The following is a 26354-nucleotide window of genomic DNA, read 5'->3' as shown; positions in this document are numbered from 1 at the left end:
GGGAAACGGCCGGGGCAGGCGAAACCGGAGAATGGCCGGGCCGGGGTCAACGGGAGAACGGCCGGGGCAGGCGCGGTCGGCCGGGAGACGGGCATCCATCAGAATGGGGCCGTGCGCTACGGCATCCTCGGCACCACCCAGGCCCGCCACGACGACGGCACCCCCGTGGACGTCGGCGGGGCGCGGCTGCGTGCGCTGCTGGCGGCGCTCGCGCTGGCGCCCGGGCAGGCGCGGACCACCGGGGCGCTCATCGGGGAGATCTGGGTCACCGATCCGCCCGCCGACGGGCACGGCGCGCTGCAGGCGCTGGTCGGACGGCTGCGGCGGGCGCTCGGCAAGGACGCCGTGGAGTCCGTTCCGGGCGGATACCGGCTGAGCGCCGACCCCGACGACGTCGATCTGCACCGCTTCGAGCGGCTCGCGGAGGAGGGCGCCCACGCCCTCGCCGACGGCGATCCGGCCAAGGCCGTCGATCTGCTCGACGCCGCCCTCGCGCTGTGGCGCGGGCCGGCGCTCAGCGATCTGCCCGACGCCACCGCGCCCGCCGCCCGCGCCGAGGCGCGACGGCTGGACGCGCGGCGCGCCCGGCTCGCCGCCGACCTCGCCCTCGGCCGCCCCGCCCAGGCCCTCCCCGCGCTCACCGGGCTCTGCGACGGCCACCCCCTGGACGAGCCGCTGCACGCGCTGCGCATCCGCGCCCTGCGGGACGTGGGGCGGGTGGCGGAGGCGCTGGCCGCGTACGAGGTGATCCGTACGGAGATCGCCGAGCGGCTGGGCGCCGATCCGGGGCCGGAGCTGCGGGGGCTGTACGCCGAGCTGCTGGCGGCGGCCGATGAGGGCTCTCCCGTACCGCCCGGCCCCGTTCCGCCGCGCCCCGCCCCCGTCCGTACCGGCGGTGGCAATCTACGGGCCCGGCTGACCAGCTTCGTCGGCCGCGAGGCCGATCTGGCGACCCTGCGCGGCGATCTGTCCGGCCACCGGCTGATCACCCTCCTCGGGCCCGGCGGCGCCGGGAAGACGCGGCTGTCGCAGGAGGCCGCCGAATCGTTCGCGCCCGACTGGCCGGACGGGGTGTGGCTGGCCGAGCTCGCGCCCGTCGACGACCCCGAGACCGTTCCGGAGACGGTGCTCAGCGCGGTCGGGGGGCGCGAGACGGTCCTCCTCGGCACGTCGCCCGAAGGGCTGCGCGCCGCGACCGACCCGGCCGTGCGCGATCCGCGCGCCCGGCTCATCGAGCACTGCGCCCCGCGCCGGATGCTGATCGTGCTCGACAACTGCGAACACCTCGTCGCGGCCGCGGCCCACCTCGCCGAGTCCCTGCTGGCCCAGTGTCCCGGGGTCACGATCCTGGCCACCAGCCGCGAACCCCTCGCCGTCCCGGGCGAGTTGGTGCGTCCCGTGGAGCCGCTGCCCGACCCCGTCGCGCTGCGGCTGCTCCAGGACCGGGGCGCGGCGGCCCGGCCCGGTTTCCGTACCGAGGACGATCCGGCCGCGTGCGCCGAGATCTGCCGGCGCCTCGACGGACTGCCCCTGGCGATCGAACTGGCCGCGGCGCGGCTGCGGCTGCTCACCCCACGGCAGCTCGCCGACCGCCTCGACGACCGTTTCCGCCTCCTGACCAGCGGCAGCCGCACGGCGCTGCCCCGCCAGCAGACCCTGCGAGCCGTCGTCGACTGGTCCTGGGACCTGCTCGACGCCCCCGAACGCACCGTGCTCGCCCGGCTGTCCGTCTTCGCCGGCGGCTGCGGTCTGACCGAGGCGGAGGCGGTGTGCGCGGACGCGGCCGAGGCGGTGCGCGGATACCCCGAAGAAGGCGCAAAAGGCGCAGAAGACGTAGAGCGCGCGGAACACGAACAGCGCGCCGGGCGCACCGGGGCCGTGGAGCCCCGCGATGTGGCCGCGCTGCTCGGCTCCCTTGTCGATAAATCGCTGGTCGTCACCGCGCCCGGACCGGAGCCCGGGACGGACGGGGAGATGCGGTACCGGCTGCTGGAGACCGTCGCCGAGTACGCGGCGGAGCGGCTGGACGAGTCCGGTGAGCGGGCCGCGGTCGAACAGCGCCATCTGGTCGCCTACCGGGAGCTGGCCCGTACCGCCGATCCGCTGCTGCGCGGCCCCGCGCAGCGCCACTGGCTGGTCCGGCTGGAGACGGAGCACGAGAATCTGCGCACCGCGCTGCGCCGGGCCGTGGCCGCCCGCGACGAGCAGGAGGCGCTGTGCCTGGTGCTCTCGCTCGGCTGGTTCTGGCATCTGCGCGGCCACCGCGGCGAGGCACGCCATTGGGCGACCGCCGCGGCCGACCTCGGGCCGAGCCCCTTCGCACCGCCCGTGGTCCCCGCGCCGCCGCTGTACGTCAGCTGCACGGCCGCCCCGCCGCCGATGGAGCCCGAGCTGCTGGCGGAGGCGCGGCGGGGCGTGCGGCTGTACGCGCTGGCCAACATCGACGGCGACCTCCAGGCCATGGTGGGCGACGACTCCCAGCGCGAGTTGGAGGGCATCGTCTCCGCCTACCGGCCGGGGCTGCCCCAGACCTGCCGTCTCCCGGGCACCCTGTGGTTCTTCGCGGTGATCCTCAAGGGGGACTTCGTGCTGCTGCGGGAGATGACCGACGAGGCGGTGCGCACCTGCCGGGAGCTGGACTACGCATGGGAGCTGGCGTTCACCCTCCAGCTGCGCGCCAAGATCTACCGGGAGCGGAGCCGCGAGCACCAGGGCGCGACCCGCGACGCCGACGAAAGCCTGGCGATCTTCCGCAGGCTCGGTGACGTATGGGGCGAGGCGGAGGCGCTGGCCGGCCGCGGCGAGACCTGGGAGAAGCGCGGCGAGGGCGCGGCCGCGGCCGCGGACTACCGCGCGGCGATCCGCTGCGCCCAGGAGCTCGGAGCCCATGATCAGGTGCTGTACCTCCGGTCCCGGCTGGCCGGGCTGTTCATGGAGTTCGGGGACGAGGAGAAGGCCGCCGAGGGCGAGCGGATGCTGCGCGAGGTGGTCGAGCAGGGGCAGCATGTGGGCGCCGAGGCGCTGTCGTACGCCCGGATCCACCTGGCGCAGCGCTACGGCACCACGGGCCGCCTCGCCGAGGCGCGGACCCTTCTGGTCACCTTGCGCGGGGAGTTCGAGAACCGGGCGCTGCGCATGTTCGAGGGCATGGTGGAGGGGATGCTGGCCTGGCTGGACCTGCTGGAGGGACGGCCGGGCGAGGCCCTGGTGACCGTGCGCGGTGCGCTGGCGAAGACCGCCGGCCGGATGACGGAGATGGTCGCGCCGTTCCTCCAGGTGACACATCTGCTGACCGCGGCCGAGGCACTGAGCGGCCTCGGTGGCGCGGAACGGGCCGGAACCGCGGCGCGGCTGGTGGGGGCGTACGACGCGCTGCGCGATCCCCAGCAGTACCGGATCTCCGCCAGTGAGCGGGCGCGCCGGGAGCGGACCGAGGCCGCGGTGCGGGCCGGGCTCGGGGACGCCGCGTACGAGCGGACCCGCGCCGAGGGCAGCGGCCTCACCCTGGACGAGGCCGTCGCGCTGGTCTGAGCGGGCCGGTGAGCAGGTCGGGAAAGGACGGGGAAGGAAGGACGGGGAGTGAGCCACGACGGCCGGCCGGGCGCCCCCCCCCGTAGGGTGCGCCCGGCCGGTGGCTCGAGACCGTGGACCGTCAGGTCGTCTTGTTGCGGAACTTGCGCACCGCGAGCGGCGCCACGAGCACCGTGATGGCCACCGTCCAGCTCAGGGTCACCGTCACCGGTTCGGCTATCGCGCCATGGCCGCTGGTCAGCGCCCGTGCGGCGTCCGCGAGCCGGGACAGCGGGTTGTACTCGGTGAAGGACCGCAGCCAGTCCGGCATGGTGGCGGTCGGGGCGAAGATGGACGAGCCGAACTGCAGGGGCATTATCACCAGGAAGCCCATGCCGCTGACCGCCTGCGGGGTGGGCAGCGACATGCCCAGCAGCATGAAGATCCAGGTCAGCGAGGATCCGAAGAGCACGGCCAGCGCCACCGCGGCCAGCAGCTCCAGCGGCCCGGTCTTGAGCTCGAAGCCCATGATGAAGCCCATGATCAGCAGGATGATGGTGGACACCAGCATCCGGCCGCACTCCACGACCAGCTTGGCGATCAGCACCGAGGAGCGGGCGATCGGCAGCGTCCGGAAGCGGTCCATGACGCCCTTGTTGAAGTCGTCATTGACGCCGCTGCCGATCGACATCGCGATGTTGAGCCCGCCCATCGCCATCAGGCCGGGGATGAAGTAGTTGACGTACTCGGAGCGGTTGCCGCCCGTCATCGCGCCGCCGAAGACATAGGTGAACAGCAGCGCGAAGACGATCGGCATCGCCAGGGCGTCGAACATCGCGAACGGTTCGTACCTGATCTGCAGGGCGTTGCGCCGCACCAGCGCGCCGATGTGGCGCAGATTGGCGCGGGGGCCGATCCGGCCGTCGCTCTTTCCCCGCACGGGCGCGGTCATCGTGGCCGTACTCACGCGGCGACCTCTTCCAGCGTCTTGTGGTCCTGCGGTGCGGACGCCTTCCGGCCGGTGATGGCCAGGAAGACCTCGTCCAGGCTGGGCATATGGGTGTCGATCCCGGCGATCGCGAAACCGCGCTCACTGAGCAGACCGATCAAGGCGGTGAGCTGCTCGTCGCTGGCGATGGGCACACTGACCTGGCCCTCCTCCACGTCGGCGGTCGCGCCGCCGATGCCGTCGAGACCCGCCTGGGTGATGGCGCCGACCATGCGGTGCACCTCGCCGGGGTCGGACGGACGGATCTGCAGGGTGCGGCCGCCGATCTTGGCCTTGAGCTCGTGCACCCGGCCCTCGGCGATGACCCTGCCCCGGTCGATCACCGTCAGGTTGTCGGCGAGCTGCTCGGCCTCCTCCATGTACTGGGTGGTGAGCAGCACGGTGGCCCCCTCGGTGACCATCCGCCTGACCTCGTCCCACACCTCGTTGCGGGAGTGCGGGTCCAGACCGGTCGTCGGCTCGTCCAGATAGAGGACCGAGGGCCGGCCGATCATGGACGCGGCCAGGTCGAGCCGGCGGCGCATACCGCCGGAGTAGGTGCGCACGCGTCGCTTGCCGGCCTCGGTGAGCGAGAACCGCTCGAGCAGGGCGTCCGCCCGCGCACGGGCCTCCTTGCGGGAGAGATCGAGCAGCCGCCCGATCATGTAGAGGTTCTCCCAGCCGGGGAGCTTCTCGTCGACCGAGGCGTACTGCCCGGTCAGCCCGATGGTGCGGCGCAACTGCCGGGGCTGGCGCACCACGTCGTACCCGGCCACCACCGCGGTGCCGGCGTCCGGCACCAGCAGGGTGGACAGACAGCGGACAAGTGTCGTCTTACCGGCGCCGTTGGGGCCGAGCACACCCAGGACGGTGCCCTCCGGCACGTCCAGATCCACTCCGTCGACGGCCTTGGTGTCACCGAAGTGCTTGACCAGCCCCCGAACTTCGACGGCGTTGCCGTCCCTGATCCTCTGTTCCCGCGTCATGCCGCCCAGGATGACAGCCGCCGCCGACAGACCGCCGACAAGCGGCAGACAGCCCGCCGACGGGGGAAGATCGGCGGGCTGTCGTTGTACCGCAGTGGCTCGGGGTGCCTGGTGGCCAGTGACTCGTGGTGCCTAGTGGAAGGAGTGCTCCTCGGCGGGGTAGGCCCCGCCGACGACGTCCTCCGCGAAGGCCCGCGCCGCGTCGCCCAGGCCCTGGCGCAGCTGTGCGTACTGCTTGACGAAGCGCGGCACCCGGCCGTCCGTCATGCCCGCCATGTCGGTCCACACCAGGACCTGGGCGTCGCACGCGGACCCGGCGCCGATGCCGATGGTGGGGATGTGCAGCGAGCGGGTCACCTCGGCGGCCAGCTCGGCCGGGACCAGCTCCAGGACGACCGCGAAGGCGCCCGCGTCCTGCACCGCCTTGGCGTCCCGCAGCAGCTGCTGGGCCGCCTCCTCGCCGCGCCCCTGGACCGGATAGCCGCCGTAGGCGTTGACGGACTGCGGGGTCAGGCCCACATGCGCCATGACCGGGATGCCGGACTGGACCAGCAGCTCGATCTGATGGGCGGAGCGCTCCCCGCCCTCCAGCTTCACGGCGCCCACGCCCGCCTCCTTGACCAGGCGGGTGGCGTTGCGCAGCGCCTGCACCGGGCCCTCCTGGTAGGAGCCGAAGGGCAGGTCGCCGACGACGAGGGCGCGCCGGGTGCCGCGGACCACGGCGGCGGAGAGCAGCGCGATCTCGTCCATGGTGACGGGGACGGTGGACTCGTAGCCCAGGTGGCAGTTGCCCATCGAGTCGCCGACCAGTAGCACCGGGATGCCCGCCTGGTCGAAGACGGACGCGGTCATCGCGTCGTAGGCGGTGAGCATCGGCCACTTCTCGGCGCGCTCCTTGGCGGCCGCGATGTCACGGACGGTGATGCGGCGGGAGCTCGTGCCCCCGTAGAGGGCCTTCTCGGACTGCTTCTGCGCAGGACTGACGTGCGTCATCGCTACGGCTCCTGTTCATCATCTCGAGGCGCCCTGACGGCGTCCCCGGACCAACCCCATGCTGGCACGGCTCCTGCCGGGGCGAAAGTGGGCCCGGATCCCGCGGGCGGTGGCCTTGACCACCTTTCCGCGGGCCCTTTCTCCGGGCCGTCGGCCAAAAGCCTCGCAAAGATCTTCCAATACGATACGGTCTCGTATCGTAAGGCCTAGCCTGGGCGGCATGGCCTCCCCATCCAGCACCCAGGGCGCCCCGGACGGGTCCGGCGTCCCCGAGGCGATCTACCGCAGACGCTGGGCGATCCTCGTCGTCCTGATGTTCAGCGTCCTGGTGGTCGTCCTCGACAACTCGATACTCAACGTGGCGATGAAGACCATCGCCTCTCCCAAGCCCACCGGGCTCGGGGCCACCCAGAGCCAGCTCGAGTGGGCGATCAACTCCTACACGCTGGTCTTCGCCGGGCTGCTGTTCACCGCGGGGATCCTCGGCGACCGGATCGGCCGTAAGAAGGTCCTGCTCGGCGGGATGGTGGTGTTCGGCGCGGGCTCGGTGCTCGCCGCCTTCTCCGGTTCGCCCGGTGAACTCATCGGCTTCCGTGCGCTCATGGGGCTGGGTGCCGCCTTCGTGATGCCCGCGACCCTCGCCATCCTGGTGAATGTCTTCGAACGCGAGGAACAGGCCAAGGCCATCGGCATCTGGGTCGCCGCGGTGGGGCTGGCCATCGCCATCGGCCCGATCACCGGCGGACTGCTGCTGGAGCACTTCTGGTGGGGCTCGGTCTTCTTCGTCAATGTGCCGATCGTGATCGTCGGACTGATCGCGATGGTGCTGCTCGTCCCCGACTCCAGGGACCCCGCGCCCGGCCGGGTCGACCCACCGGGCGTGCTGCTGTCCGTCGTCGGGCTCGTGCTGCTCGTCTACGGCATCATCAAGGGCGGCCAGCTCGCCGACTTCACCGACGCCCAGGTGCTGGGCTCCATCGCCGCCGGGTTCGCCGTCCTGGTCCTGTTCGTGCTGCACGAGAAGCGCAGCCACCACCCGGCCATCGATATCGGCTACTTCCGCAACCCGGCCTTCTCCGCCGCCATCGGCGCCGTCGCCCTGGTCTTCTTCGCCCTCATGGGCGTGACCTTCTTCATGGTCTTCTACACCCAGAGCGTGCGAGGCTACAGCGCGCTCGAAGCCGGGCTGCTGATCCTGCCGCTGGCCGTGGCGCAGCTGATCTTCGCCCCGCGCGCCCGGCTGGTCGTCGAGCGGTTCGGCGCCCGCGCGGTGTGCACCGGCGGCATGCTGCTGGTGGCCGCCACCATGTCGGGGTTCCTGCTGCTGGGCGTGGACACCCCGATCGTCGTGCTGGAGCTGCTGTTCTTCGCCCAGGGCGCCGGAATGGCGCATATCATGCCGCCGGTGACCACCGCGATCATGCAGGCGCTGCCGCGCCAGAAGGCCGGCTCCGGCTCGGCGCTCAACAACACCTTCCGGCAGGTCGGCGGCGCGCTCGGGGTCGCCGTGCTCGGCTCGGTGCTCTCCTCCACCTACCGCGAGGGCATCCGGGACACCCTGGCCGCCGTGCCCGGGCTGCCCGACTCCGTACGGCACTCGGCGGGCGAGTCCGTCGAGGCCACCCTGGGGGTGGCCGAGAAGCTGGGGCCCAGGGGCCAGGAGCTGGTGGGCCCCGCGCAGGACGCCTTCGTCCACGCCATGCATGTCACCGCCCTCGGCTCGGCGGGCGTCGCCCTCTTCGGCGCGCTGGTCGTGCTGGCCTTCCTGCCCGGCAAGGGCGCCTCGGACGAGGCACCCGACAGCGGGCGGCCGCGCCCGCGGAAGGAGGCGTCGGCCGACCGATGACCGCACCGGAGAGCTCCGCGCCCAAACTCCGCGGCCGCCCCCGCAGCCCCGCCGCCGACGCCGCGATCATCGAGGCCGCGCTGCGCCTGCTGGAGGAGGGCGCCTCGGTCGGCGGACTGTCGATCGAGGGGATCGCCCGCGAGGCGGGTGTCGGCAAGGCCACCGTCTACCGCCGCTGGCCCGGTAAGGACGCGCTGATGCTCGATGTGCTGCGCTCCCTTGAGGAGCCCAGCCCCGAGCCGGCCGGGGTCTCGGTGCGCGACGACCTCGTCACCGTCCTGGAGTTCATGCGCCGCCGCGGGCTCGCCAAGCGCCACTCCGCCCTGCTGCGCAGCGTCATCACCCAGATGCACGCGCACAAGGAGCTGTGGCGGGCCTACGACGAGAATGTCATAGCGGCCCGCCGCGCGACCCTGCGCGCCGTGCTGCGGCGGGGTCGGGAGAGCGGTGAGATCCGTGCCGATGTGGATCTGGAGCTGCTCGCCGATCTCTTCACCGGCCCGATGCTCGCCCGCGCCATGCTCCACGAGTGGAAGGAACTCCCCGACGGGCTGGCCGAGCGGATCGTCGACACGGTCCTGGAAGGCGTCTCTCCGCGCCGCTGAGCGGTTTGTGCCTGTTGTGTCACAACACCCCCTCCCGGGCCGGGGTGTGGAACTCCCGGCCGCCGACCCGACGTCCTCGGACGGGAGACGCCCCCCGGGGGCGTCCGGAAAAGCCCTGGTCATCACCTAGGGTCGTAGCCAAGGCGCGGCAGTTGAGGCAGTGAGGGACGACGAATGACGCAGGCGTACACGCAGGAGACACGACAGCCCGGGGACGCGCCCGGGCGATCGGGTTCCCGGATCGGCCGCCTGCTCGACCGGCTCCGGAACGATCGCGGCATCTGGCGGCGCGGACTGGTGCTGGCGGCGATCGCGATCCTGCTCGCCCTGGTCATGATCTTCCACGCCGACATCCCCAACCGGGTGGGCAACCTCGGCTCCCTGCTGGAGACCTTCCTGCCGTGGCTGGGCCTGGCCCTTCCGGTGCTGCTGGTGCTCGGCCTGGTGCGGCGGTCGGCGAGCGCCGTGCTCGCGCTGGTGCTGCCCGTCGCCGTCTGGCTGAACCTCTTCGGCGGGCTGATGTTCTCCGACAAGTCCGGCAGCGGCGGTGAGCTGACCGTCGTCACCCACAACGTCAACGCGGAGAACGCCGACCCGACGGGCACCGCCGAGGACGTGGCCGGCTCGGGCGCCGATGTGGTGGCGCTGGAGGAGCTGACGGGCGCGGCCGTGCCCACGTACGAGCGGGCCCTGGCGGGCACTTACCGCTACCACACCGTGCAGGGCACGGTGGGGCTGTGGAGCAAGTACCCGCTGTCCGGCACCAAGCCGGTGGACATCAAGCTGGGCTGGACACGGGCGCTGCGCACCACCGTCGCCACACCGCGCGGTGAGGTCGGTGTCTATGTGGCCCATCTGCCCTCGGTGCGGGTGAAGTTCAACGCCGGCTTCACCGCCGGGCAGCGCGACGCCAGCGCCGAGGCGCTGGGCCAGGCCATCTCCCGGGAGCGGCTCCGCAAGGTGATCCTGCTCGGCGATCTGAACGGCACCATGAACGACCGGGCGCTCGCCCCCGTCACCGCGCAGATGCGGTCCGCCCAGGGCGCGGCGGGCGACGGCTTCGGCTTCAGCTGGCCCGCCTCGTTCCCGATGGCGCGGATCGACCAGATCATGGTGCGGGGCGTGGATCCGGTCTCGGCGTGGGCGCTGCCCAAGACCGGCAGCGATCACCTTCCGCTGGCGGCGTCGGTCGACTACTGAGCCCGCGGATGAACCCCGGCGGGTGAACCCAGTCGGATGAACCCCCGTCGGATGAACCCTGGCGGGTGACCCAGCTCACGGTCCATCCGGGGAGATCTTACGTCCTGTTCATCTTGGGGATCTCCTCGGGAACATCCGGCGTGAGAGACTTTGTTCAGCTAGAGAACATATGCATCCTCTGCACGTTTCTCCTTCGTTTGAAAGGTCTCTCATGCCCCTGGCCCTGCTCGCCCTTGCTGTGAGCGCCTTCGGCATTGGTACTACCGAGTTCGTGATGATGGGCTTGCTGCCCAATGTCGCCGGCGATCTGGACACCTCGGTGCCCACGGCCGGATACCTCGTCTCCGCCTATGCCATCGGGGTCGTGGTGGGCGCTCCACTGCTGACCGCCCTCGGTTCCCGGATCCCGCGCAAGCGGATGCTCGTGTTGCTCATGGCGCTCTTCACGGTGGGCAACCTCGCCTCCGCCCTCGCTCCCAACTTCGGGCTGCTGATCGCGGGCCGAGTGCTCGCCGGGCTGCCCCACGGCGCGTTCTTCGGCGTCGGCGCGGTGGTTGCCTCGCGGCTGGTGTCCGAGGGCCGGCGGGCCCGCGCGGTCGCCACCATGTTCCTCGGGCTGACCATCGCCAATATCGTCGGTGTCCCCGTGGCCACCCTGCTCGGCCAGAACCTCGGCTGGCGCGCGACCTTCCTGGTGGTCTCCGCGATCGGCGTGGTCGCCATGGCCGCCCTCGCCCGGCTCGTCCCGCAGGTCTCCCATGAGGAGCACGGCGGCCTGCGCCAGGAGCTCGGCGCGCTGCGTAACCGGCAGGTCATCCTGGGACTGCTCACCGCCGTCTTCGGCTTCGCCGGCGTCTTCGCCGTCTACAGCTACCTCGCCTCGATGATGACGGAGGTCACCGGGTTCGGTGAGTCGACGGTCACCCTGGTGCTGGCGCTGTTCGGTATCGGCATGACGCTGGGCGCCCTGATCGCCGGTCCGCTGACCGACCGGGCGCTGCGGCCGACGCTCTACGGCTCGCTGGCGGCGCTCGCGGTCACGCTCGTGGCCTTCGACTTCACGGTGCATGTGAAGTGGGCGGCGCTGGTGTCGGTCGTGGTGCTGGGCGCGGTCGGCTTCATGACCACCACCCCGCTGCAGATGCTGGTGATGAACAAGGCCCAGCACGCCCCGACGCTGGCCTCCGCCTCCAACCACTCCGCGTTCAACCTGGCCAACGCCGGTGGCGCGTGGCTCGGCGGCGCCGCCATCGCGGCGGGCTGGGGCTGGACCTCCCCGACGCTGGTCGGCGCGGTGCTCGCGGTGATCGGTCTCGCGATCGCGCTGATCGCGGGGCTGACCGACCGGGCCCCGGCGAGCGGCTCGCGGGTCGTCGCGAGCAGCGAGTCGATGCCGCAAATGTCCGAGGTGCGCTGAGCTGAGCTGAGCGTTCCGCTGGGGCGTGACGCCTGCGGCGGGCTGTTCCCCTCCCCGCCCCTTCCCACAACTGGGGCTCCGCCCCAGCCCCCGGGGTCCCAGGGGCGGAGCGCCTGCCACGCGGTGGAGTCCCTGCCGTGCGGTGGAGCCGCACGGTGGGCTCCGTCCCAGTTCCGGGAAGGGGCGGGGAGAGGGGAAGCATCGATATGCAGCTCCGCCGCGTGGTCCGCCGGACACCCCCGTAAGCGCTCCGGTGCCCGAGCCCCCGTCGGTCGTCTGCGGCGCCGTCGTGGCTGGTTTCGCCCCGCGGTGGAGCCACCGCGGTGGAGCCGCATATCGAGACAGCCCCGCGCCCCTTCAGAGCGCCTTGCGCATCGCGGCCGGGACGAGGCCCCCGCCATCGGGCGAGGGCCTTTTCCGTTGCCGGGGCGCCCCGGATCCCGTCTCGCTTGACTTTGACATCGGTGTGAGGCTTTAGCGTCCCGGTCATCAGCCGCGAGACGAAGGACACCACCCGATGACCAGCACCTCACCCCTGGCCCGCATCGTCCGGGGCACCGGCCCCGGGCTGCTGCTCGCCCACGGCGGGACCGGCTCCATCGACGGAAACTACGGCCCGATCCTGGACGGCCTCGCCGAGCGCCACCGCGTGGTCGGCCCCGACTACCCCGGCTCCGGCCGCACCCCGCGCGCGAGCGGGCCGCTGGACCTGGACACCCTCGCCGACCAGCTGGTGGCCGCCGCCGTCGAGCAGGGCCTGGACACCTTCGCCATCGCCGGATACTCCCTCGGCGGTCCGGTCGCCCTGCGCGCCGCCACCCGCCATCCGGAGCGGGTCACCGCTCTGGTCCTCACCGCGACCTTCGCCCACCCCAGTGCCCGGATGCGGCTCCTGGTCGAGGACTGGCTGCGCCATCTGCGCTCGGACGACCAGGAGGCGGCCGCCCGCTGGGCGGCGCTCATCGGCGCGGGCGCGCCCTATCTGGACCGGATGACGCCCGAGCAGCTCGACATGGTGATCAAGGGTGCCCGCGCCTCCGTACCGCCCGGCGCGATCGACCAGGTCGAACTGGTCGGCCGGGTCGACGTCCGCGAGGACCTGGGCCGGATCCGGGTGCCCACCCTGGTGATCTCCACGACCCTGGACACGATGGCCACGCCGTACCACCACCGTCAGGTGGCGGACGCGATCCCCGGAGCGCGCTTCGCCGAGCTGGAGTCCGGCCACCTGCCGTTCGTGGAGGCGCCCGATGAGTGGCTGGGGCTGATCAGGGCGTTCCTGGACCCCAGGACGCCCAGTACGACCAGACGTAGCCCCCAGTACGACCAGACGTAGCCCCCGCTACGCCCAGGCGTAGCCCACAGGGCCCCGCTCAGGGGCGTGCAGCAGGGCCCCGCCCACCGGCTCAGGTGCGCTCGCGCCAGCGGTTGGTGATGGGCAGCCGGCGGTCCTTGCCGAAGCCCTTCGCGGAGATCTTCGTGCCCGGCGGGTACTGCCGGCGCTTGTACTCGGCGGTGTCCACGAGCCGCAGGATCCGGGTCACCAGCGGATCGTCGTACCCCGCCGCCACGATGTCCTGACGCCCCTGGTCACGGTCGACGTACAGCTCTAGGATCCGGTCGAGGATCTCGTAGTCGGGGAGCGAGTCGGTGTCGACCTGGCCGGGGCGCAGCTCGGCGCTCGGCGGCTTGGTGATCGAGTTCTCGGGGATGGGCGGGGTCTGCCCCCGCTCTTCCGCCGCGCGGTTACGCCATTTCGCCAGGCGGAAGACGGACGTCTTGTAGACGTCCTTGATCGGGCCGTACGCGCCGACCGAGTCCCCGTAGAGGGTGGAGTAGCCGCAGGCCAGCTCGGACTTGTTGCCCGGGGCGAGGACGATATGGCCCTCCTGGTTGGAGATCGCCATCAGCATCGTGCCGCGCAGCCGCGACTGCAGGTTCTCCTCGGCCAGCCCGGTGAGCTGCAGGGAGCCCATATAGGCGTCGAACATCGGGGCGATCGAGACCGTGCGGAAGTTGAGCCCGGTGCGCCGCGCCAGCTCGGTGGCGTCGGCGACGGAGTGCTCGGAGGAGTAGCGCGAGGGCATCGCGACGCCGTACACGTTCTGCGCGCCGACCGCGTCACAGGCGATGGCGGCCACCAGCGCGGAGTCGATCCCGCCGGAGAGCCCGATCAGCACACTGCGGAAGCCGTTCTTCGCCGCATAGGCCCGCAGCCCCACGACCAGCGCCGTGTAGACCTCCTCGTCGTCGCCGAGCCGCTCGGCCTCGCCGCCCGCGAGCTCCGGCTCGTATCGGGGCAGCGGGTCGGCGGAGAGGGTGACATGGTCGATGCGCAGCCCGTCGTCCACGACCCCCTCGGGCACGGAGTCCGGGTCGGCGGCGGGCAGCTCGAGGTCGAGCAGCACACAGCCCTCGGCGAACTGCGGGGCGCGCGCGATGACTTCGCCGTCCCGGTCCACGACGATCGAGTCGCCGTCGAAGACCAGCTCGTCCTGGCCGCCGATCATCGCCAGATACGCGGTGGTGCAGCCCGCCTCCTGGGCCCGCTTGCGCACCAGGTCCAGCCGGGTGTCGTCCTTCTCCCGCTCGTACGGCGAGGCGTTGATCGACAGCAACAGCCCGGCCCCCGCCGAACAGCTGGCCGGCACCCGGCCGCCGTCCTGCCACAGGTCCTCGCAGATGGCGAGCGCGACGTCGATGCCGTGGACGCGCACCATGGGCAGGGTGTCGCCGGGCACGAAATAGCGGAACTCGTCGAAGACGCCGTAGTTCGGCAGATGGTGCTTGGCGAAGGTCAGGGCGACCGTGCCGCGGTGCAGGACGGCGCCCGCGTTCTGCGGTGAGCCGGCCGGCTGGCCGTAGCGCCGGGCGCGCTCGCTGCGGTCGAGATAGCCGACGACCACCGGCAGCTCGCCCAGCCCCTCGGCGTCCAGCCGCTCGGCGAGCGCGTGCAGGGCCGCGCGCGACGCCTCGACGAAGGACGAGCGCAGCGCCAGGTCCTCGACGGGGTAGCCGGTCAGCACCATCTCGGGGAACGCCACCAGATGGGCGCCCTGCTCGGCGGAGTGCCGGGTCCAGTGGAGTATCGACTCGGTGTTGCCGTCGAGGTCTCCGACGGTCGAGTCGATCTGGTTCAGAGCGAGGCGAAGTTGAGGCACGCGCCCAGTGTAATCGTCTGTCTGACGCGATAGCCGGGGGTGTCTCCCTTCTCACGCCGGACGGCGGCGCCGGGGCGGATCCCGCCCGGCCCCTTCGCCTCCGGGGCCGGGCCTCCTCGGCCACTGCGGCTACTTCTGGTAACCGAGGATGGTCATCATCCCGGACTCCGAGTGGTAGACGTTGTGGCAGTGGACCATCCACAGCCCCGGATTGTCGGCGTCGAGATCCACGTTCACCTTGTGGTGCGGCCGCAGGATCGTGGTGTCCTTACGGGGGCCGCCGTCCGGCAGGCCGAAGGTGTGGCCGTGCAGATGCATCGGATGCCACATGTCGGTGCCGTTGATGAAGGAGATCCGCACCCGCTCACCGGCCCGCACCGGATAGCGCTGCGCGGGGTCGTACGGCCGGCCGTTGATCGCCCAGTCGTAGCGCCGCATCGAGCCGGTGAGCCGCATCCGGATGATCCGGTCGGGCTCCTTGGGCGTCAGGCGTACGTCCTCCGCCGCCTTCAGCCGGTCCGCGGTGAGCAGCTCACCGTCCAGCTCCTTGGGACGCGGGAACTTCACGGGGCTCTTGCCGCGGGTGCGCAGCACCGCCATCGCGGAGCGCCCCTTGCCCTCGGCGAGGACGGCGAGCGGGAAGACCCCGTCCTTGACGGTGACCAGCACGTCGTAGCGCTCGCCCATGCCCAGCAGCAGCGCGTCCGTCTTGGCCGGTACGACGGGATAGCCGTCGGTGTGGGTGACGGTCATCCGGTGGCCGCCGAGGGCGACGCGGAAGGCGGTGTCGCCGCCCGCGTTGATGAGGCGGATGCGGATCCGGTCGCCGCGCTTGGCGCGGAAGACCTGCGGGGACTCCGGGCTGCGCCCGTTGACCAGGTAGTACGGGTAGGTGACATCGCCCGCGTGGCCGCCCAGCAGCTCGCTCTCCATGGGCGCGGAGGGCGCGGCCTTCTTCCGCGCCGCGTGCCGGGCCGCGGCGCGCTTCGAGGCGCCCGAGGCCGTGCCTTTGGCCGCGCCCTTGGCGGCTCGTTCGCCGCCGTCCTCCATGGAGTGGCCGCCCTTGCCGCCGCCCAGCCGTTCGAGCTCCGTGTCCGGGGTGCGGCCGCCCACCCCGTCGAGCCAGTCGTCGAGGACGACGACCCACTCCTTGTCGTACTTCAGCGGCTCCTTGGGATCCTCCACGATCAGCGGTGCGTACAGCCCCCGGTCGAGCTGGACGCCCGAGTGCGGATGGACCCAGTAGGTGCCCGGGTAGAACGCGGTGAAGCGGTAGTCGAAGGCGGCGCCGGTCTTGACCGGCCGCTGGGTCACCCCCGGGACGCCGTCCATGTCGTTGCGCAGCCGGATGCCGTGCCAGTGCAGCGTGGTGGACTGCGGCAGGTTGTTGGCCAGGGTGAGCGCGATCGTGTCGCCCGCGGTCACCCGGATCTCCCGGCCCGGCACCTGGTCCTCGTACGCCCAGGACGCCACCTTGCGGGCGCCGATGTCCAGGGTGGTCGCGGTGGCGGTGAGCCGGAACGTCCGCACCGGGCCGGGGCCCCGCCGCTGCTCGGCCGCGGCGACCTCCGGGCCGTGGGGGGAGATGTACTCCGTCGGGGCGTCCTCCGCGGGCGCGCCGGCCCGGGCGGGGGCGCCCATCGCGTTGCTGTCCATTCCGTCGTGGCCCGCGGCCCGGGGGTGGGGGCCGGGGGAGCCACAGGCCGTGAGCAGACCGCTGCCCGCGGCGGCGATGCCCGTGCCGAGCACGGCACGGCGAGTTTTTTCGTGCATGAGTCAGTACCCCAATGCTGATGTGTGCCGGATGCGTGAGGGTCGGCGCGTCCGCCGCCCCGCCGGAAGGGCGGGCGGCCGACGCGCCGCTCTATGCGACGCATCAGCGGTCGGCTGTGGGGTGAGGGGCCTTGGTGCACCGCCGCCTCCATCTGACCGTTCAGATCATCATCTGACCGTTTGATCATCGTGTTCATCGGCACCCTACCCCCAAGGGGTATGGAGCTCCCGCAGGCGCCACGGTGGGCACGGAACGTCCGGGGCGGGGACCGGCCGGGTGAAAGTACGATGCACACATCGTGGTGAGGCTGAGGGGAGACCGGAGAGTCCGGAAGAAACCTCCGTGTAATCCCACCGCGTGATACTGGGCTGCGGAAGGTGCCCCGCGCCCGCGAAAAGAGCCGTTTGACCTGCAAGGATAGGGGACCATGGATAAGCAGCAGGAGTTCGTGCTCCGCACGCTCGAAGAGCGCGACATCCGGTTCGTGCGGCTCTGGTTCACCGATGTGCTCGGCTTCCTGAAGTCCGTGGCCGTCGCGCCGGCCGAACTCGAGGGCGCCTTCGACGAAGGCATCGGCTTCGACGGCTCCGCGATCGAGGGCTTCGCCCGTGTCTACGAATCCGACATGATCGCCAAGCCGGACCCCGGGACGTTCCAGATCCTGCCCTGGCGCGCCGAGGCCCCGGGGACCGCCCGGATGTTCTGCGACATCCTGATGCCGGACGGCTCACCGTCCTTCGCCGACCCCCGCTTCGTCCTCAAGCGCATCCTCGCCAAGACCTCCGACCTCGGCTTCACCTTCTACACCCACCCCGAGATCGAGTTCTTCCTGCTCAACCAGAAGCCGGTGGACGGCAGCCGCCCGGTGCCCGCCGACTCCTCCGGCTACTTCGACCACACCCCGCAGAACATCGGCATGGACTTCCGCCGCCAGGCGATCACCATGCTCGAATCGATGGGCATCTCGGTCGAGTTCTCCCACCACGAGGGCGCCCCCGGCCAGCAGGAGATCGATCTGCGCTACGCCGACGCGCTCTCCACCGCCGACAACATCATGACCTTCCGCCTGGTCATGAAGCAGGTCGCGCTGGAGCAGGGCGTACAGGCCACGTTCATGCCCAAGCCGTTCTCCGAATTCCCCGGCTCGGGCATGCACACCCACCTCTCCCTCTTCGAGGGCGACCGCAACGCCTTCTACGAGTCCGGCTCCGAGTTCCAGCTCTCCAAGGTGGGCCGCTCCTTCATCGCGGGGCTGCTCCGCCATGCCGGGGAGATCTCCGCCGTGACCAACCAGTGGGTCAACTCCTACAAGCGCATCTGGGGCGGCTCCAAGCGCACCGCCGGCGCGGGCGGCGAGGCCCCCTCCTACATCTGCTGGGGCCACAACAACCGCTCCGCCCTCGTCCGCGTCCCCCTCTACAAGCCCGGCAAGACCGGTTCCACCCGCATCGAGGTCCGCTCCCTGGACGCCGGTGCCAACCCCTACCTGGCCTACGCGGTGCTGCTCGCGGCCGGGCTCAAGGGCATCGAGGGCGGCTATGAACTCCCGGCCGGCGCCGACGACGACGTCTGGGCCCTCTCCGACGCCGAGCGCCGCTCCCTCGGCATCGAGCCGCTGCCGCAGAACCTGGGCGAGGCGATCGACCTGATGGAGCGCAGCGAACTGGTCGCGGAGACGCTCGGGGAGCATGTCTTCGACTTCTTCCTGCGCAACAAGAAGCAGGAGTGGGAGGAGTACCGCTCCGAGGTCACCCCGTTCGAACTGCGGAAGATGCTGCCGGTGCTGTAGCGGACGGGCGAGGGCGGGGCGCGGGCGCGCCCCGCTCGTCGCCGCCCGACCCCGCCCGGACCTGCCGCTTCGCCCTCGGAGTCGCTTAGGCTCGTCAGCGGCGCCTTTGATCATCGGTGTGCGCATGGTCGAGCGGCGCGGAGTCGACCAGGGACGGGAGGCGGCGGGATGTCCGTACCGCAGGGACGCAGGAGCAGCAATGTCACCCGGCTGCTGCGGCACGGTTTCACCGACGCCTCGGCCGCCCAGCGGCTGCTGGACGCGCCCGAGCTGGCCGCGGTGCGCAGCGATTCGGTGCTGTTGGAGGCGCTCGGCGCGACCGCCGACCCGGATCTGGCGCTGCTCGGGCTCGTACGGCTCGTCGAGGCGCTGCCCGGGGAGGAGGCGGCGAAGGGGAAGGGCGGCGCGGGGGAGAACGGCGGGCAGCGGGCCGGTTCGCGGCAGGCGCTGCTGGATACCCTCGTCACCGCCAAACCGCTGCGCGACCGGCTGCTCGGGGTGCTCGGCGCCTCCGAGGCGCTGGGCGACCACCTCGCCCGCCATCCGGGGGACTGGCACGCCCTGGTGACGTATGAGTCGGTCGATCTGCATCCGGCCACCCCCGAGTTCGAGCGGGCCCTGGCCGAGGGGGTCTGGGGCGCGCCCGGGGCGGGGCTGCCCCGGGCCGACGCGCTGCGCGTCGCCTACCGCCGGGCGCTGCTGGCCATCGCGGCCCGCGATGTGTGCGGCACCATCGACATCACCCAGACGGCCGCGGAGCTGGCCGACCTGGCGACCGCGACGCTGCGGGCCGCGCTGGAGATCGCGGCCGAGGAGGAGCCGCAGGACGCCGCCGCCTGCAAGCTGGCCGTGATCGGCATGGGCAAATGCGGCGGCCGCGAGCTCAATTACGTCTCCGATGTGGACGTGATCTTCGTGGCGGAGGCGGTCGAGGGGGTCCAGGAGGACGAGGCGGTGCGGGCCGCCACCCGGCTCGCCTCCCGGCTGATGCGCGTCTGCTCCGATGTCACCGTCGAGGGCACCATCTGGCCCGTGGACGCCAACCTCCGCCCCGAGGGGCGCAACGGCCCGCTGGTGCGGACCCTCTCCAGCCATCTGGCGTACTACCAGCGCTGGGCCAAGACCTGGGAGTTCCAGGCGCTGCTGAAGGCCCGTCCGGTCGCGGGCGACGCCGGGCTCGGCCAGGCGTATGTGGACGCCCTGGCGCCGATGGTCTGGCAGGCCGTCGAGCGCGAGAACTTCATCCCCGATGTGCAGCAGATGCGCCGCCGGGTGGTCGAGAACATCCCCGTCGCCGAGGTCGACCGCGAGCTCAAGCTGGGCCCCGGGGGGCTGCGCGACGTCGAGTTCGCCGTCCAGCTGCTGCAGTTGGTGCACGGGCGGTCCGATGAGTCGCTGCGCAGCGGTACGACGCTGGACGCGCTCGCGGCGCTGGCCGCGGGCGGCTACGTGGGGCGCACCGACGCCGCCGCGCTGGACGAGGCGTACCGCTTTCTGCGCACCATGGAGCACCGCCTCCAGCTCTACCGGCTGCGCCGCACCCATCTGATGCCCGAGGGCGAGGCCGATCAGCGCCGCCTCGGCCGGTCGCTGGGGTTCCGTACCGAGCCGGTGACCGAACTGGGCACCGCCTGGCGGCGGCACGCCCGCGAAGTGCGGCGGCTGCACGAGAAGCTCTTCTACCGGCCGCTGCTGGACGCCGTCGCCCAGCTCCAGCCCGGTGAGATCCGGCTCAGCCCCAAGGCGGCCGGTCAGCGCCTCACGGCCCTGGGGTACGCGGACCCGGCCGGTGCGCTCCGCCATCTGGAGGCTCTGGCGTCCGGGGTGACCCGAAAAGCGGCGATTCAGCGTACGTTGCTGCCTGTGCTGCTGGGCTGGTTCGCCGATTCCGCCGACCCGGATGCCGGGCTGCTGGGCTTCCGCAAGGTCTCGGACGCGCTCGGCAAGACGCCCTGGTATCTGCGGCTGCTGCGCGACGAGGGCGCCGCCGCCGAGAACCTGGCCCGGGTGCTCTCCGCCGGGCGGCTCGCCCCCGATCTGCTGCTGCGCGCCCCCGAGGCGGTCGCCCTGCTCGGCGACCCGGAGGGGCTGCGCCCGCGCGGCCGGGCCCATCTGGAGCAGGAGGTGCTGGCCGCCGTCGGCCGCGCCGACGGCGCCGAGCAGGCGGTCGCGGTGGCGCGCGGGGTGCGGCGGCGCGAGATGTTCCGTACGGCGGCCGCGGACGTCATCGAAAGCGCCCGGCTGGCCAACGGCGAGGTGCGCCCGACCGTGAGCTGGCCGCTGTCGGACCAGCGGACGCCGGGCCGGGCCACCGGAACCGCGGTGACGCCCGCCCCCGCGTCGGCCAAGGCCCCCGAGGTCCCCAGCGCGCTACGGGAATCCGAACCCCATATGCCGGCCCGGCCCGCCGTCTCCGCCGCCGAACCGCCCGTGGACGCCGCGGCGCTGATCGACATGGTCGGCGACGCCCTCTCCGATCTGAACGCCGCGACCCTCGCCGGCGCCCTGCGCGCCGCCGTCCGCGACACCTGGGGCGATGAGCTGCCCACCCGCTTCGCCGTCATCGGCCTCGGCCGCTTCGGCGGCCATGAGCTCAGCTACGGCTCCGACGCGGATGTGCTCTTCGTCCATGAGCCGCGCGAGGGGGCCGATGAACAGGAGGCCGCCCGCGCCGCCTTCGCCGTGGCCAACGAGATGCGACGGCTGCTCCAGCTCCCCACCGCCGACCCGCCCCTGCTCATCGACGCCGATCTGCGCCCCGAGGGCAAGTCCGGTCCCCTGGTGCGCACGCTGGGCTCGTACGCCGCCTACTACCGCCGCTGGGCGCTGGTGTGGGAGAGCCAGGCGCTGCTGCGCGCCGAGCCGGTGGCGGGCGACCCCGGGCTCGGCCGGCGGTTCATCGAGCTGATCGATCCGCTGCGGTATCCGGCCGAGGGGCTGGGCGAGGACGCGATCCGCGAGATCCGGCGGCTCAAGGCCCGGATGGAGTCCGAGCGGCTGCCGCGCGGGGCCGACCCCACCACCCACGCCAAGCTGGGCCGGGGCGGTCTCAGCGATGTCGAGTGGACCGTCCAGCTGCTCCAGATGCGCCACGGCTGGGCCGAGCCCGGGCTGCGCACCACCCGCACCCGCGAGGCCCTGGCCGCCGCCCACGCCGCCGAGCTGATCTCCACCGAGGACGCCCAGACCCTGGATGAGGCATGGGTCCTCGCCAGCCGCGTCCGCAACGCCGTCATGCTGGTCCGCGGCCGCGCAGGCGACACCTTCCCCACGGACGTCCGCGAACTGGCCGCCGTGGGCCGCTACTTGGGTTACGGCCCCGGCCACGTCGGCGAGATGCTGGACGACTACCGCCGCACCACCCGCCGGGCGCGGGCGGTGGTGGAGCGGCTCTTCTACGACTACGAGAGCTGATACGGGGGCGGGGGCGGGTCCGGGCGGACCCGCCCCCGACGCCCGGCTCACCCCTTCGCGGGCAGCGTGATGTGCAGGGGCCCGCAGCCGATGCGGTCCGCCTCCGCCGTTACGAAGCGGGGAAGGAGCGCACGGATGTCGGCGGGGCGCCGGGCGCTGTCCGCCCGGATCAGGAAGGTGACCGGGCCGGTCTGGCACTCGGCCTGGAACAGCCCCATGTCGTCGCGGACGAAGCCGTATCCGTCCTGGTCACCGGCCTTGACCGGTTCCTTGGCACCGTCCCTGGACAGTTGCGCGTAGAGCATCGCGAGCCGGGGATCCTCCACCGTCATCAGCCGCAGTTCGGGATGGTGGAAGAGCACCCGGCGGTCGCAGGTGCGCACCGGCCCCGCGCCCCGGGTCACGAGGGTGCGGCCCAGCGAATCGCGCCCGTATCCGCGGGGGAGCGGCAGCCCCTTGACGCCGCACATGGCGTCCCTCTTCTCGTCCAGGAACCGTGGCGGCTCCGGCATCCGGCCGGTCGGATCGGCGATGGTGCCCGTGCACCCCTTCTCGGTCATGTAGTGGTTGACCAACCTGACCACGGCATGCGCGAGTCGATCGCGGGCCTCCGCGCCGACCTCGTCGTCGTAGATCGTCCAGCCGGTTGCCAGGTCGATCACGGTCGGACCGCCGGTGACGTCCATATCACTCGGCCGGCCGATGCACCCGTCGGGCACCGCGAGCCAGGCCCGGGTGTCCGAGGCCATGCCCAGCAGGCCGCCGCCCAGCGGGGTGAGCCGCGCGGACAGGAACTCATCGGCCCACTGATCGCCCGAGCCGCCGAACCGGGGGTCCAACTGATGCGCCTGGACGGTGATCCGCGAGCCGTCCGAGGTCAGCAGGCATTGGCCGGACGAGCCCTCGGCGCCGGTGCGATCGCTGGTGATGGGCACCTCGGAGCTCGCTACGTCCGCTGTGCCGCCGACTTTGCCCTTGAACAGCGCCGCCGCATCGTCCCGGCTGAAGGCCCCCCAGCAGGCCCGGTCGTCCGCGAACGGACCCGCCTCGGCCTGCCAGGCCACGCCCGCGCCACCGAGCAGCGCCCCCACGACGGCCCCGGTCACGGCCATGATCACGGCCAGCCGGGGGCGGCTGCGGGCCAGGCGCTGCCAGTGCCACACGGGGCGCCGCCGCTCGTGCAGCGGCACGCGGGTGCTGCTCTCGTTCTTCTCGTTGCTCTCGTTGTTCTCGGAGTCGGTCATCGGCTCGATCCCCCAGGCGCGACGGGCGCGCAACCGACGCGTCGCGCAACGGCGTTGGCGAAGGTGGCGAAGTACGGTGTCGTCTCGTGCAGGGACGGGGCGAGCATCAGCACGGTGAGCGGGCGCCCCGCGCAGTCGGCCCGTACGACCTTGTAGTCGTCGGCGAAAACCCCCGTACCGCGCCAGCCGCGCCCCGGTGCCCTGCTGCCCGTGGCCCCGTCGAACAGCGCGGAGAGCCGCGGCTCGGCGACCATCAGGGCGTCGAAGTACCGGCCCTCACCGCGCTGCGTCCGCACCGAACAGGACTGGAGATCCCGGGTGACCGCGCCGACCTGGTACTCCAGGTCGCGGCCCTCCTCGCCGAACTCCAGGCCCCTGATCCGGCAGGCGCGGGTGAAGAAGGACTCCTCCTCCTCGGGCAGTGTGGTCATCGGTGAGGCCGCTTCGAGCGGCTTCGCCGGGGCGCAACCCGCCTTCTCCATCGCCCGGTTGGCGACCGCCACGAGCAACTGGGCCACGGACTGGGAGCCGCCGAGCCCCGCGTCGCCCGACATGGTGGAGTCGGGATAGACCGACTGTGCCGTCGAGTCGAGCGTCACCGCGGTCGGCCGCCCGTCGTGGGTGTCGCACCCCTTGGGCAGCACCAGCAGCGCATGACCGCCGTCGGTGGCGCCCGGCAGCCCGTCGGGCAGCGGCATCGCCCGGTCGCCGAGGTATCCGCCGATCCACTCCATGCGCCGCGCGGCGTCCTCGGGAGCGGGGCCGTAGGTGACCGTGACCTCGGTCTCCTCCGTGACCTTGTCGCCATCGCTGCTGTAGCGCTCGGAGTGGAGCGCCACGGTGCACCGCCCGCGCGGCTGCCGCGGTGTCGGCGCGGTCTCCTTGGACGTACGGCTCGCGTTGTCCTCGTCCAGCGCCTCGCGGCTCAGGAACTCCGGTCCGCTGTCCTCTTTCCAGGCACCCCAGCAGTAGCTGTCTTTGCCATTGAACGGCCAGGTGTCCGTGGCCCAGGTACCGACCCCGGCCGCCACCAGCACCACGACGGCGCCGCCGACCAGAGCCGCCCGGCGGCGCGCGCCGCCCAACAACTTCTTCATTTATGCCCTTCCCCCGTGTGGCCGCCGATCCTACTCAGCGGCTCCGCGCACGACGTGAAGGGGTGATGGCAATTCCGTAGGCGTCAGCGGCTGTGCGCGGCGGGCGGTTCGTCGAGCCGCACGGTGATGGTGACGCGGCCCTTCTCATCGACCCGGGCGACCCCGTGCCCGGTCCGGTCACTCCCGTCCAGATCCAGCGCTATCGGCCAGCCCTCTCCGGTGAAGTTGCGCCACCACAGCTTCCGTTCGGGCATGGCCACGGCGATCGTGACGACATCGGCGGCGCGCTGATAGGCGACCGGCGTACTGAAGCTGCGTCCCGACCGCCGCCCCGTATACGTCACCACCGTGAGCCGCCCGCTCACCCTCCGCCCCCACCGCGGAGAGGACCGCAGCCCGACCATCCAGGCGTTGAACCGGCCGGTGAGTCGCTTCGGAAGCGGACCTTTGTACCGCACACAATCCTCCAGGTGCCGAGGGACAGGGAAACGTGGCGTCACGGTAGCTCCGCGGGTGGCGCACACCCGTCCCGTTGCCCTGAAGTGAGAGAGACGAGCCCCGAGCCCTCTCGCATGGCACCCGCGCCAGGGCAACTGGACCGCTTATGAACTGACCCCGTTGACCTGGAACCACACCGCCTTCCCGGGACCCGGTCCGTGGTGGCAGACGCCCCAGTCAGTGGCGGAGCTGCCGATGATGAGCAGCCCTCGGCCGTTCTCGGCGTCGGCCGTGTCCCGGGCAAGGCTGCGCTGGGCGGGGAAGCCGGGGGCGTCGTCGCTCACGAGAACGCGCAGGGTGCCGTACGGTCCCCACTCGGCGTAGAGGGTGACGGGCGCCGAGCAGCCGCTGGTCCGGCAGGCGTTGACGGCGTTGGTGACGGCTTCGGAGGTCAGCAGCAGAGCGGTGTCCGTTAAGTCGGTGCGGTTCGCGGTGTGCAGGGCGGTGCGGACGGCTTCTCGGGCGGTAGGGACCCAGCCGGGGTCGGGCGGGAAGACGAGGGAGAAGTCGGCGCGGGGGGAACTGGGCGCTCATGGTGATGTCGCCTCCTTCGGCCAACGGCCTTTGGGCGGACGCCGGTTGGGCGCTTCGTCTTCGACGGTAGAGATTTAGGTTTCCATACTGCAACCCATGTGGCTGGATTCCCTCCAACGAGTGGCCTCGCCTCCGCCAAGCGGGCAGACTGCTCACGATCACGAGGAGGTCGTCATGGGGCTACGGGCCAACCCGACGCAGCGGCAACGGCGTCTGGGGTCGGAACTGCGAAGGCTCCGCAATGAGCGAGGCTTGTCCGCAGCGGAGGCGGGAGCCTTCGCCGGTCTCGGCTCGCCGCACCTCGGGCATATTGAGGCGGGTCGAACGGCCATTCCCGAGGCGAAGCTCCGTGCGTTGCTCGCCGCATACGGTTGCCAAGATGAACCATTTGCCAACGTGCTCGTCGCCATAAGCGAGTCCAAGGGGAAGGGCTGGTGGTCGGACTACCGCAAATCCCCGCTCGCTCAGAGCGCTCATGATCTCGCGGAGCTTGAAGCGACTTCGGTGGCACACCGCTCGTTCCAGTGGATGTACGTGCCTGGGTTGCTCCAGACCCCTGAGTACGCGCGAGCCCTCACGACCGGAGGTGAGCCGGAGGCGGATCGCGGCTTGCTGGACACGTACGTCGAGTTCCGGCTGCAGCGTCAGCAGGTCTTGGCCAGGGAGTCCCCGCCTACCTTTCACGCGGTCATCCACGAGGCGGCGTTCCATATGCAGTTCGTGGAGCACGGAGTTATGCGCCGCCAGATCGAGCACCTTGTGGAGATGGCTCGGCTGCCGCATGTCCACATCCAGCTCCTGCCGTTCAAGGCGGCCCTCTCCCCGGCGACGCCGGCGGCGGCATTCGTCCTCTTCGGGGCCGAGGTGCCCGAGCTGGACACGGTCTACGTGGAGCACCCCGTGTCCTCGGCGTTCCTCGGAGACCAGACGCATCTCGCTCAGTACGGCACCGCTTTCGAACGCCTCACGACGGCGGCACTGCCACCGATTGACCCGGCTCCCGAACGCGAGTCCTATATGCGTGGTGACTCACTTAGGCTCGTGCAGCATCTGCTGTACATGCTCTGAGGAGATCCTCATGTCCGGACTCGAATGGCGAAAGTCGAGTTTCAGCAGCGGAGTCGGAGGCCAAGACTGCGTCGAAGTCGCCATGACACTGAACGGCCTCATACACCTACGCGAGAGCGACGACCCGGCGGCCGTCATCGCCACCGACCCGACCCGGTGGGACGCGTTCGTGCGGGGGATAAAGCGGGGGGACTTCGACCAGCTACCGGAAAGCATCTGACCACCAGGGC

General features: G+C 71.7%; 19 protein-coding genes. 10 read left to right on the top strand and 9 right to left on the bottom strand.

The annotated features are described in order from the left end of the window. The first annotated feature begins 111 nt into the window (after nucleotides 1-111). Nucleotides 112-3531 carry a BTAD domain-containing putative transcriptional regulator gene (locus ACFYOY_RS11615; RefSeq protein WP_351899027.1) on the top strand — a complete coding sequence of 1140 codons (3420 nt, stop codon included), beginning with the start codon at nucleotides 112-114 and terminating at the stop codon, nucleotides 3529-3531. Between the two features lie 121 nt (nucleotides 3532-3652). On the opposite strand, the gene ACFYOY_RS11610 is transcribed toward ACFYOY_RS11615, so the two are convergent. The 3 genes from ACFYOY_RS11610 to panB all read right to left on the bottom strand — a co-directional run bounded on the left by ACFYOY_RS11610 (nucleotide 3653) and on the right by panB (nucleotide 6477). Continuing rightward, the gene (locus tag ACFYOY_RS11610) at nucleotides 3653-4477 is read right to left on the bottom strand and encodes an ABC transporter permease (RefSeq protein ID WP_351899033.1); all 825 of its coding nucleotides are present in this window, start codon (nucleotides 4475-4477) and stop codon (nucleotides 3653-3655) included. Further along, entirely contained in the window at nucleotides 4474-5484 is a 1011-nt protein-coding gene (locus ACFYOY_RS11605; RefSeq protein WP_351899039.1) for an ATP-binding cassette domain-containing protein, read from the bottom strand. Before ACFYOY_RS11605 ends, ACFYOY_RS11610 begins: the two co-directional genes overlap by 4 nt. Nucleotides 5485-5616: 132 nt before the next feature. After that, nucleotides 5617-6477 (bottom strand): 3-methyl-2-oxobutanoate hydroxymethyltransferase, encoded by an 861-nt coding sequence (gene panB / locus ACFYOY_RS11600; RefSeq protein WP_351899045.1) that lies wholly within the window; start codon nucleotides 6475-6477, stop codon nucleotides 5617-5619. A 220-nt stretch (nucleotides 6478-6697) separates the two neighbouring features. Between panB and ACFYOY_RS11595 the strand changes: the two genes are divergently transcribed. The 5 genes from ACFYOY_RS11595 to ACFYOY_RS11575 all read left to right on the top strand — a co-directional run bounded on the left by ACFYOY_RS11595 (nucleotide 6698) and on the right by ACFYOY_RS11575 (nucleotide 12881). Further along, on the top strand, nucleotides 6698-8323 hold the full coding sequence (locus tag ACFYOY_RS11595) for an MFS transporter (protein ID WP_351899050.1): 1626 nt from the start codon (nucleotides 6698-6700) through the stop codon (nucleotides 8321-8323). After that, nucleotides 8320-8928 carry a TetR/AcrR family transcriptional regulator gene (locus ACFYOY_RS11590; protein WP_059143148.1) on the top strand — a complete coding sequence of 203 codons (609 nt, stop codon included), beginning with the start codon at nucleotides 8320-8322 and terminating at the stop codon, nucleotides 8926-8928. The genes ACFYOY_RS11595 and ACFYOY_RS11590 overlap by 4 nt, the downstream gene beginning before the upstream one ends. Nucleotides 8929-9102: 174 nt before the next feature. Further along, nucleotides 9103-10128, top strand: coding sequence for an endonuclease/exonuclease/phosphatase family protein (locus tag ACFYOY_RS11585; RefSeq protein WP_351899060.1), 1026 nt, complete (start codon nucleotides 9103-9105; stop codon nucleotides 10126-10128). Between the two features lie 211 nt (nucleotides 10129-10339). Continuing rightward, a complete protein-coding gene (locus ACFYOY_RS11580; RefSeq protein WP_351899067.1) occupies nucleotides 10340-11545 on the top strand; it encodes an MFS transporter in 1206 nt (401 codons plus the stop codon). Between the two features lie 517 nt (nucleotides 11546-12062). Then, a complete protein-coding gene (locus ACFYOY_RS11575; protein WP_351899073.1) occupies nucleotides 12063-12881 on the top strand; it encodes an alpha/beta fold hydrolase in 819 nt (272 codons plus the stop codon). A 70-nt stretch (nucleotides 12882-12951) separates the two neighbouring features. On the opposite strand, the gene ACFYOY_RS11570 is transcribed toward ACFYOY_RS11575, so the two are convergent. Both ACFYOY_RS11570 and ACFYOY_RS11565 read right to left on the bottom strand, forming a co-directional pair. Continuing rightward, nucleotides 12952-14706: an NAD+ synthase gene (locus ACFYOY_RS11570; protein WP_351899079.1), complete on the bottom strand. Its 1755-nt coding sequence runs from the start codon at nucleotides 14704-14706 to the stop codon at nucleotides 12952-12954. Nucleotides 14707-14835: 129 nt separating this feature from the next. Beyond that, nucleotides 14836-16479: a multicopper oxidase family protein gene (locus ACFYOY_RS11565; RefSeq protein WP_388586220.1), complete on the bottom strand. Its 1644-nt coding sequence runs from the start codon at nucleotides 16477-16479 to the stop codon at nucleotides 14836-14838. A 428-nt stretch (nucleotides 16480-16907) separates the two neighbouring features. Between ACFYOY_RS11565 and glnA the strand changes: the two genes are divergently transcribed. Beyond that, on the top strand, nucleotides 16908-18269 hold the full coding sequence (gene glnA / locus ACFYOY_RS11560) for a type I glutamate--ammonia ligase (protein ID WP_208521167.1): 1362 nt from the start codon (nucleotides 16908-16910) through the stop codon (nucleotides 18267-18269). Between the two features lie 168 nt (nucleotides 18270-18437). Then, nucleotides 18438-21683 carry a bifunctional [glutamine synthetase] adenylyltransferase/[glutamine synthetase]-adenylyl-L-tyrosine phosphorylase gene (locus ACFYOY_RS11555; protein ID WP_351899094.1) on the top strand — a complete coding sequence of 1082 codons (3246 nt, stop codon included), beginning with the start codon at nucleotides 18438-18440 and terminating at the stop codon, nucleotides 21681-21683. 47 nt (nucleotides 21684-21730) lie between these two features. Here the strand turns inward: ACFYOY_RS11555 and ACFYOY_RS11550 are convergent, their stop codons facing one another. From ACFYOY_RS11550 to ACFYOY_RS11535, 4 genes are all read right to left on the bottom strand, one after another. Then, nucleotides 21731-22927, bottom strand: a complete 1197-nt coding sequence (locus tag ACFYOY_RS11550) for a hypothetical protein (protein WP_388586216.1) — start codon at nucleotides 22925-22927, stop codon at nucleotides 21731-21733. Further along, nucleotides 22924-24024, bottom strand: a complete 1101-nt coding sequence (locus tag ACFYOY_RS11545) for a hypothetical protein (protein ID WP_351899106.1) — start codon at nucleotides 24022-24024, stop codon at nucleotides 22924-22926. Before ACFYOY_RS11545 ends, ACFYOY_RS11550 begins: the two co-directional genes overlap by 4 nt. Nucleotides 24025-24107: 83 nt before the next feature. Then, on the bottom strand, nucleotides 24108-24482 hold the full coding sequence (locus ACFYOY_RS11540; protein WP_351899110.1) for a hypothetical protein: 375 nt from the start codon (nucleotides 24480-24482) through the stop codon (nucleotides 24108-24110). 144 nt (nucleotides 24483-24626) lie between these two features. After that, a complete protein-coding gene (locus ACFYOY_RS11535) occupies nucleotides 24627-24962 on the bottom strand; it encodes an ATP-binding protein (RefSeq protein WP_351899406.1) in 336 nt (111 codons plus the stop codon). A gap of 346 nt (nucleotides 24963-25308) precedes the next feature. Between ACFYOY_RS11535 and ACFYOY_RS11530 the strand changes: the two genes are divergently transcribed. Next, entirely contained in the window at nucleotides 25309-26124 is an 816-nt protein-coding gene (locus ACFYOY_RS11530; protein WP_388586212.1) for a DUF5753 domain-containing protein, read from the top strand. Between the two features lie 10 nt (nucleotides 26125-26134). Next, a complete protein-coding gene (locus ACFYOY_RS11525; RefSeq protein ID WP_208521175.1) occupies nucleotides 26135-26344 on the top strand; it encodes a DUF397 domain-containing protein in 210 nt (69 codons plus the stop codon). Nucleotides 26345-26354: the final 10 nt, after the last annotated feature.

Source organism: Streptomyces sp. NPDC007875 (assembly GCF_042868035.1).
In the GTDB taxonomy this organism is placed as follows: domain Bacteria; phylum Actinomycetota; class Actinomycetes; order Streptomycetales; family Streptomycetaceae; genus Streptomyces; species Streptomyces antimycoticus.
The sequence above is the reverse complement of the archived record's forward strand: the minus strand, read 5'-3'. Positions and strand labels throughout refer to the sequence as shown.

Bases quoted from the DNA above. Each gene is read 5' to 3' on its own strand.
- ACFYOY_RS11605 (WP_351899039.1), bottom strand. From the start codon at position 5,484: ATGACGCGGGAACAGAGGATCAGGGACGGCAACGCCGTCGAAGTTCGG.
- panB (WP_351899045.1), bottom strand. From the start codon at position 6,477: ATGACGCACGTCAGTCCTGCGCAGAAGCAGTCCGAGAAGGCCCTCTAC.
- ACFYOY_RS11595 (WP_351899050.1), top strand. From the start codon at position 6,698: ATGGCCTCCCCATCCAGCACCCAGGGCGCCCCGGACGGGTCCGGCGTC.
- ACFYOY_RS11590 (WP_059143148.1), top strand. From the start codon at position 8,320: ATGACCGCACCGGAGAGCTCCGCGCCCAAACTCCGCGGCCGCCCCCGC.
- ACFYOY_RS11585 (WP_351899060.1), top strand. From the start codon at position 9,103: ATGACGCAGGCGTACACGCAGGAGACACGACAGCCCGGGGACGCGCCC.
- ACFYOY_RS11580 (WP_351899067.1), top strand. From the start codon at position 10,340: ATGCCCCTGGCCCTGCTCGCCCTTGCTGTGAGCGCCTTCGGCATTGGT.
- ACFYOY_RS11575 (WP_351899073.1), top strand. From the start codon at position 12,063: ATGACCAGCACCTCACCCCTGGCCCGCATCGTCCGGGGCACCGGCCCC.
- ACFYOY_RS11565 (WP_388586220.1), bottom strand. From the start codon at position 16,479: ATGCACGAAAAAACTCGCCGTGCCGTGCTCGGCACGGGCATCGCCGCC.
- glnA (WP_208521167.1), top strand. From the start codon at position 16,908: ATGGATAAGCAGCAGGAGTTCGTGCTCCGCACGCTCGAAGAGCGCGAC.
- ACFYOY_RS11555 (WP_351899094.1), top strand. From the start codon at position 18,438: ATGTCCGTACCGCAGGGACGCAGGAGCAGCAATGTCACCCGGCTGCTG.
- ACFYOY_RS11550 (WP_388586216.1), bottom strand. From the start codon at position 22,927: ATGACCGACTCCGAGAACAACGAGAGCAACGAGAAGAACGAGAGCAGC.
- ACFYOY_RS11545 (WP_351899106.1), bottom strand. From the start codon at position 24,024: ATGAAGAAGTTGTTGGGCGGCGCGCGCCGCCGGGCGGCTCTGGTCGGC.
- ACFYOY_RS11525 (WP_208521175.1), top strand. From the start codon at position 26,135: ATGTCCGGACTCGAATGGCGAAAGTCGAGTTTCAGCAGCGGAGTCGGA.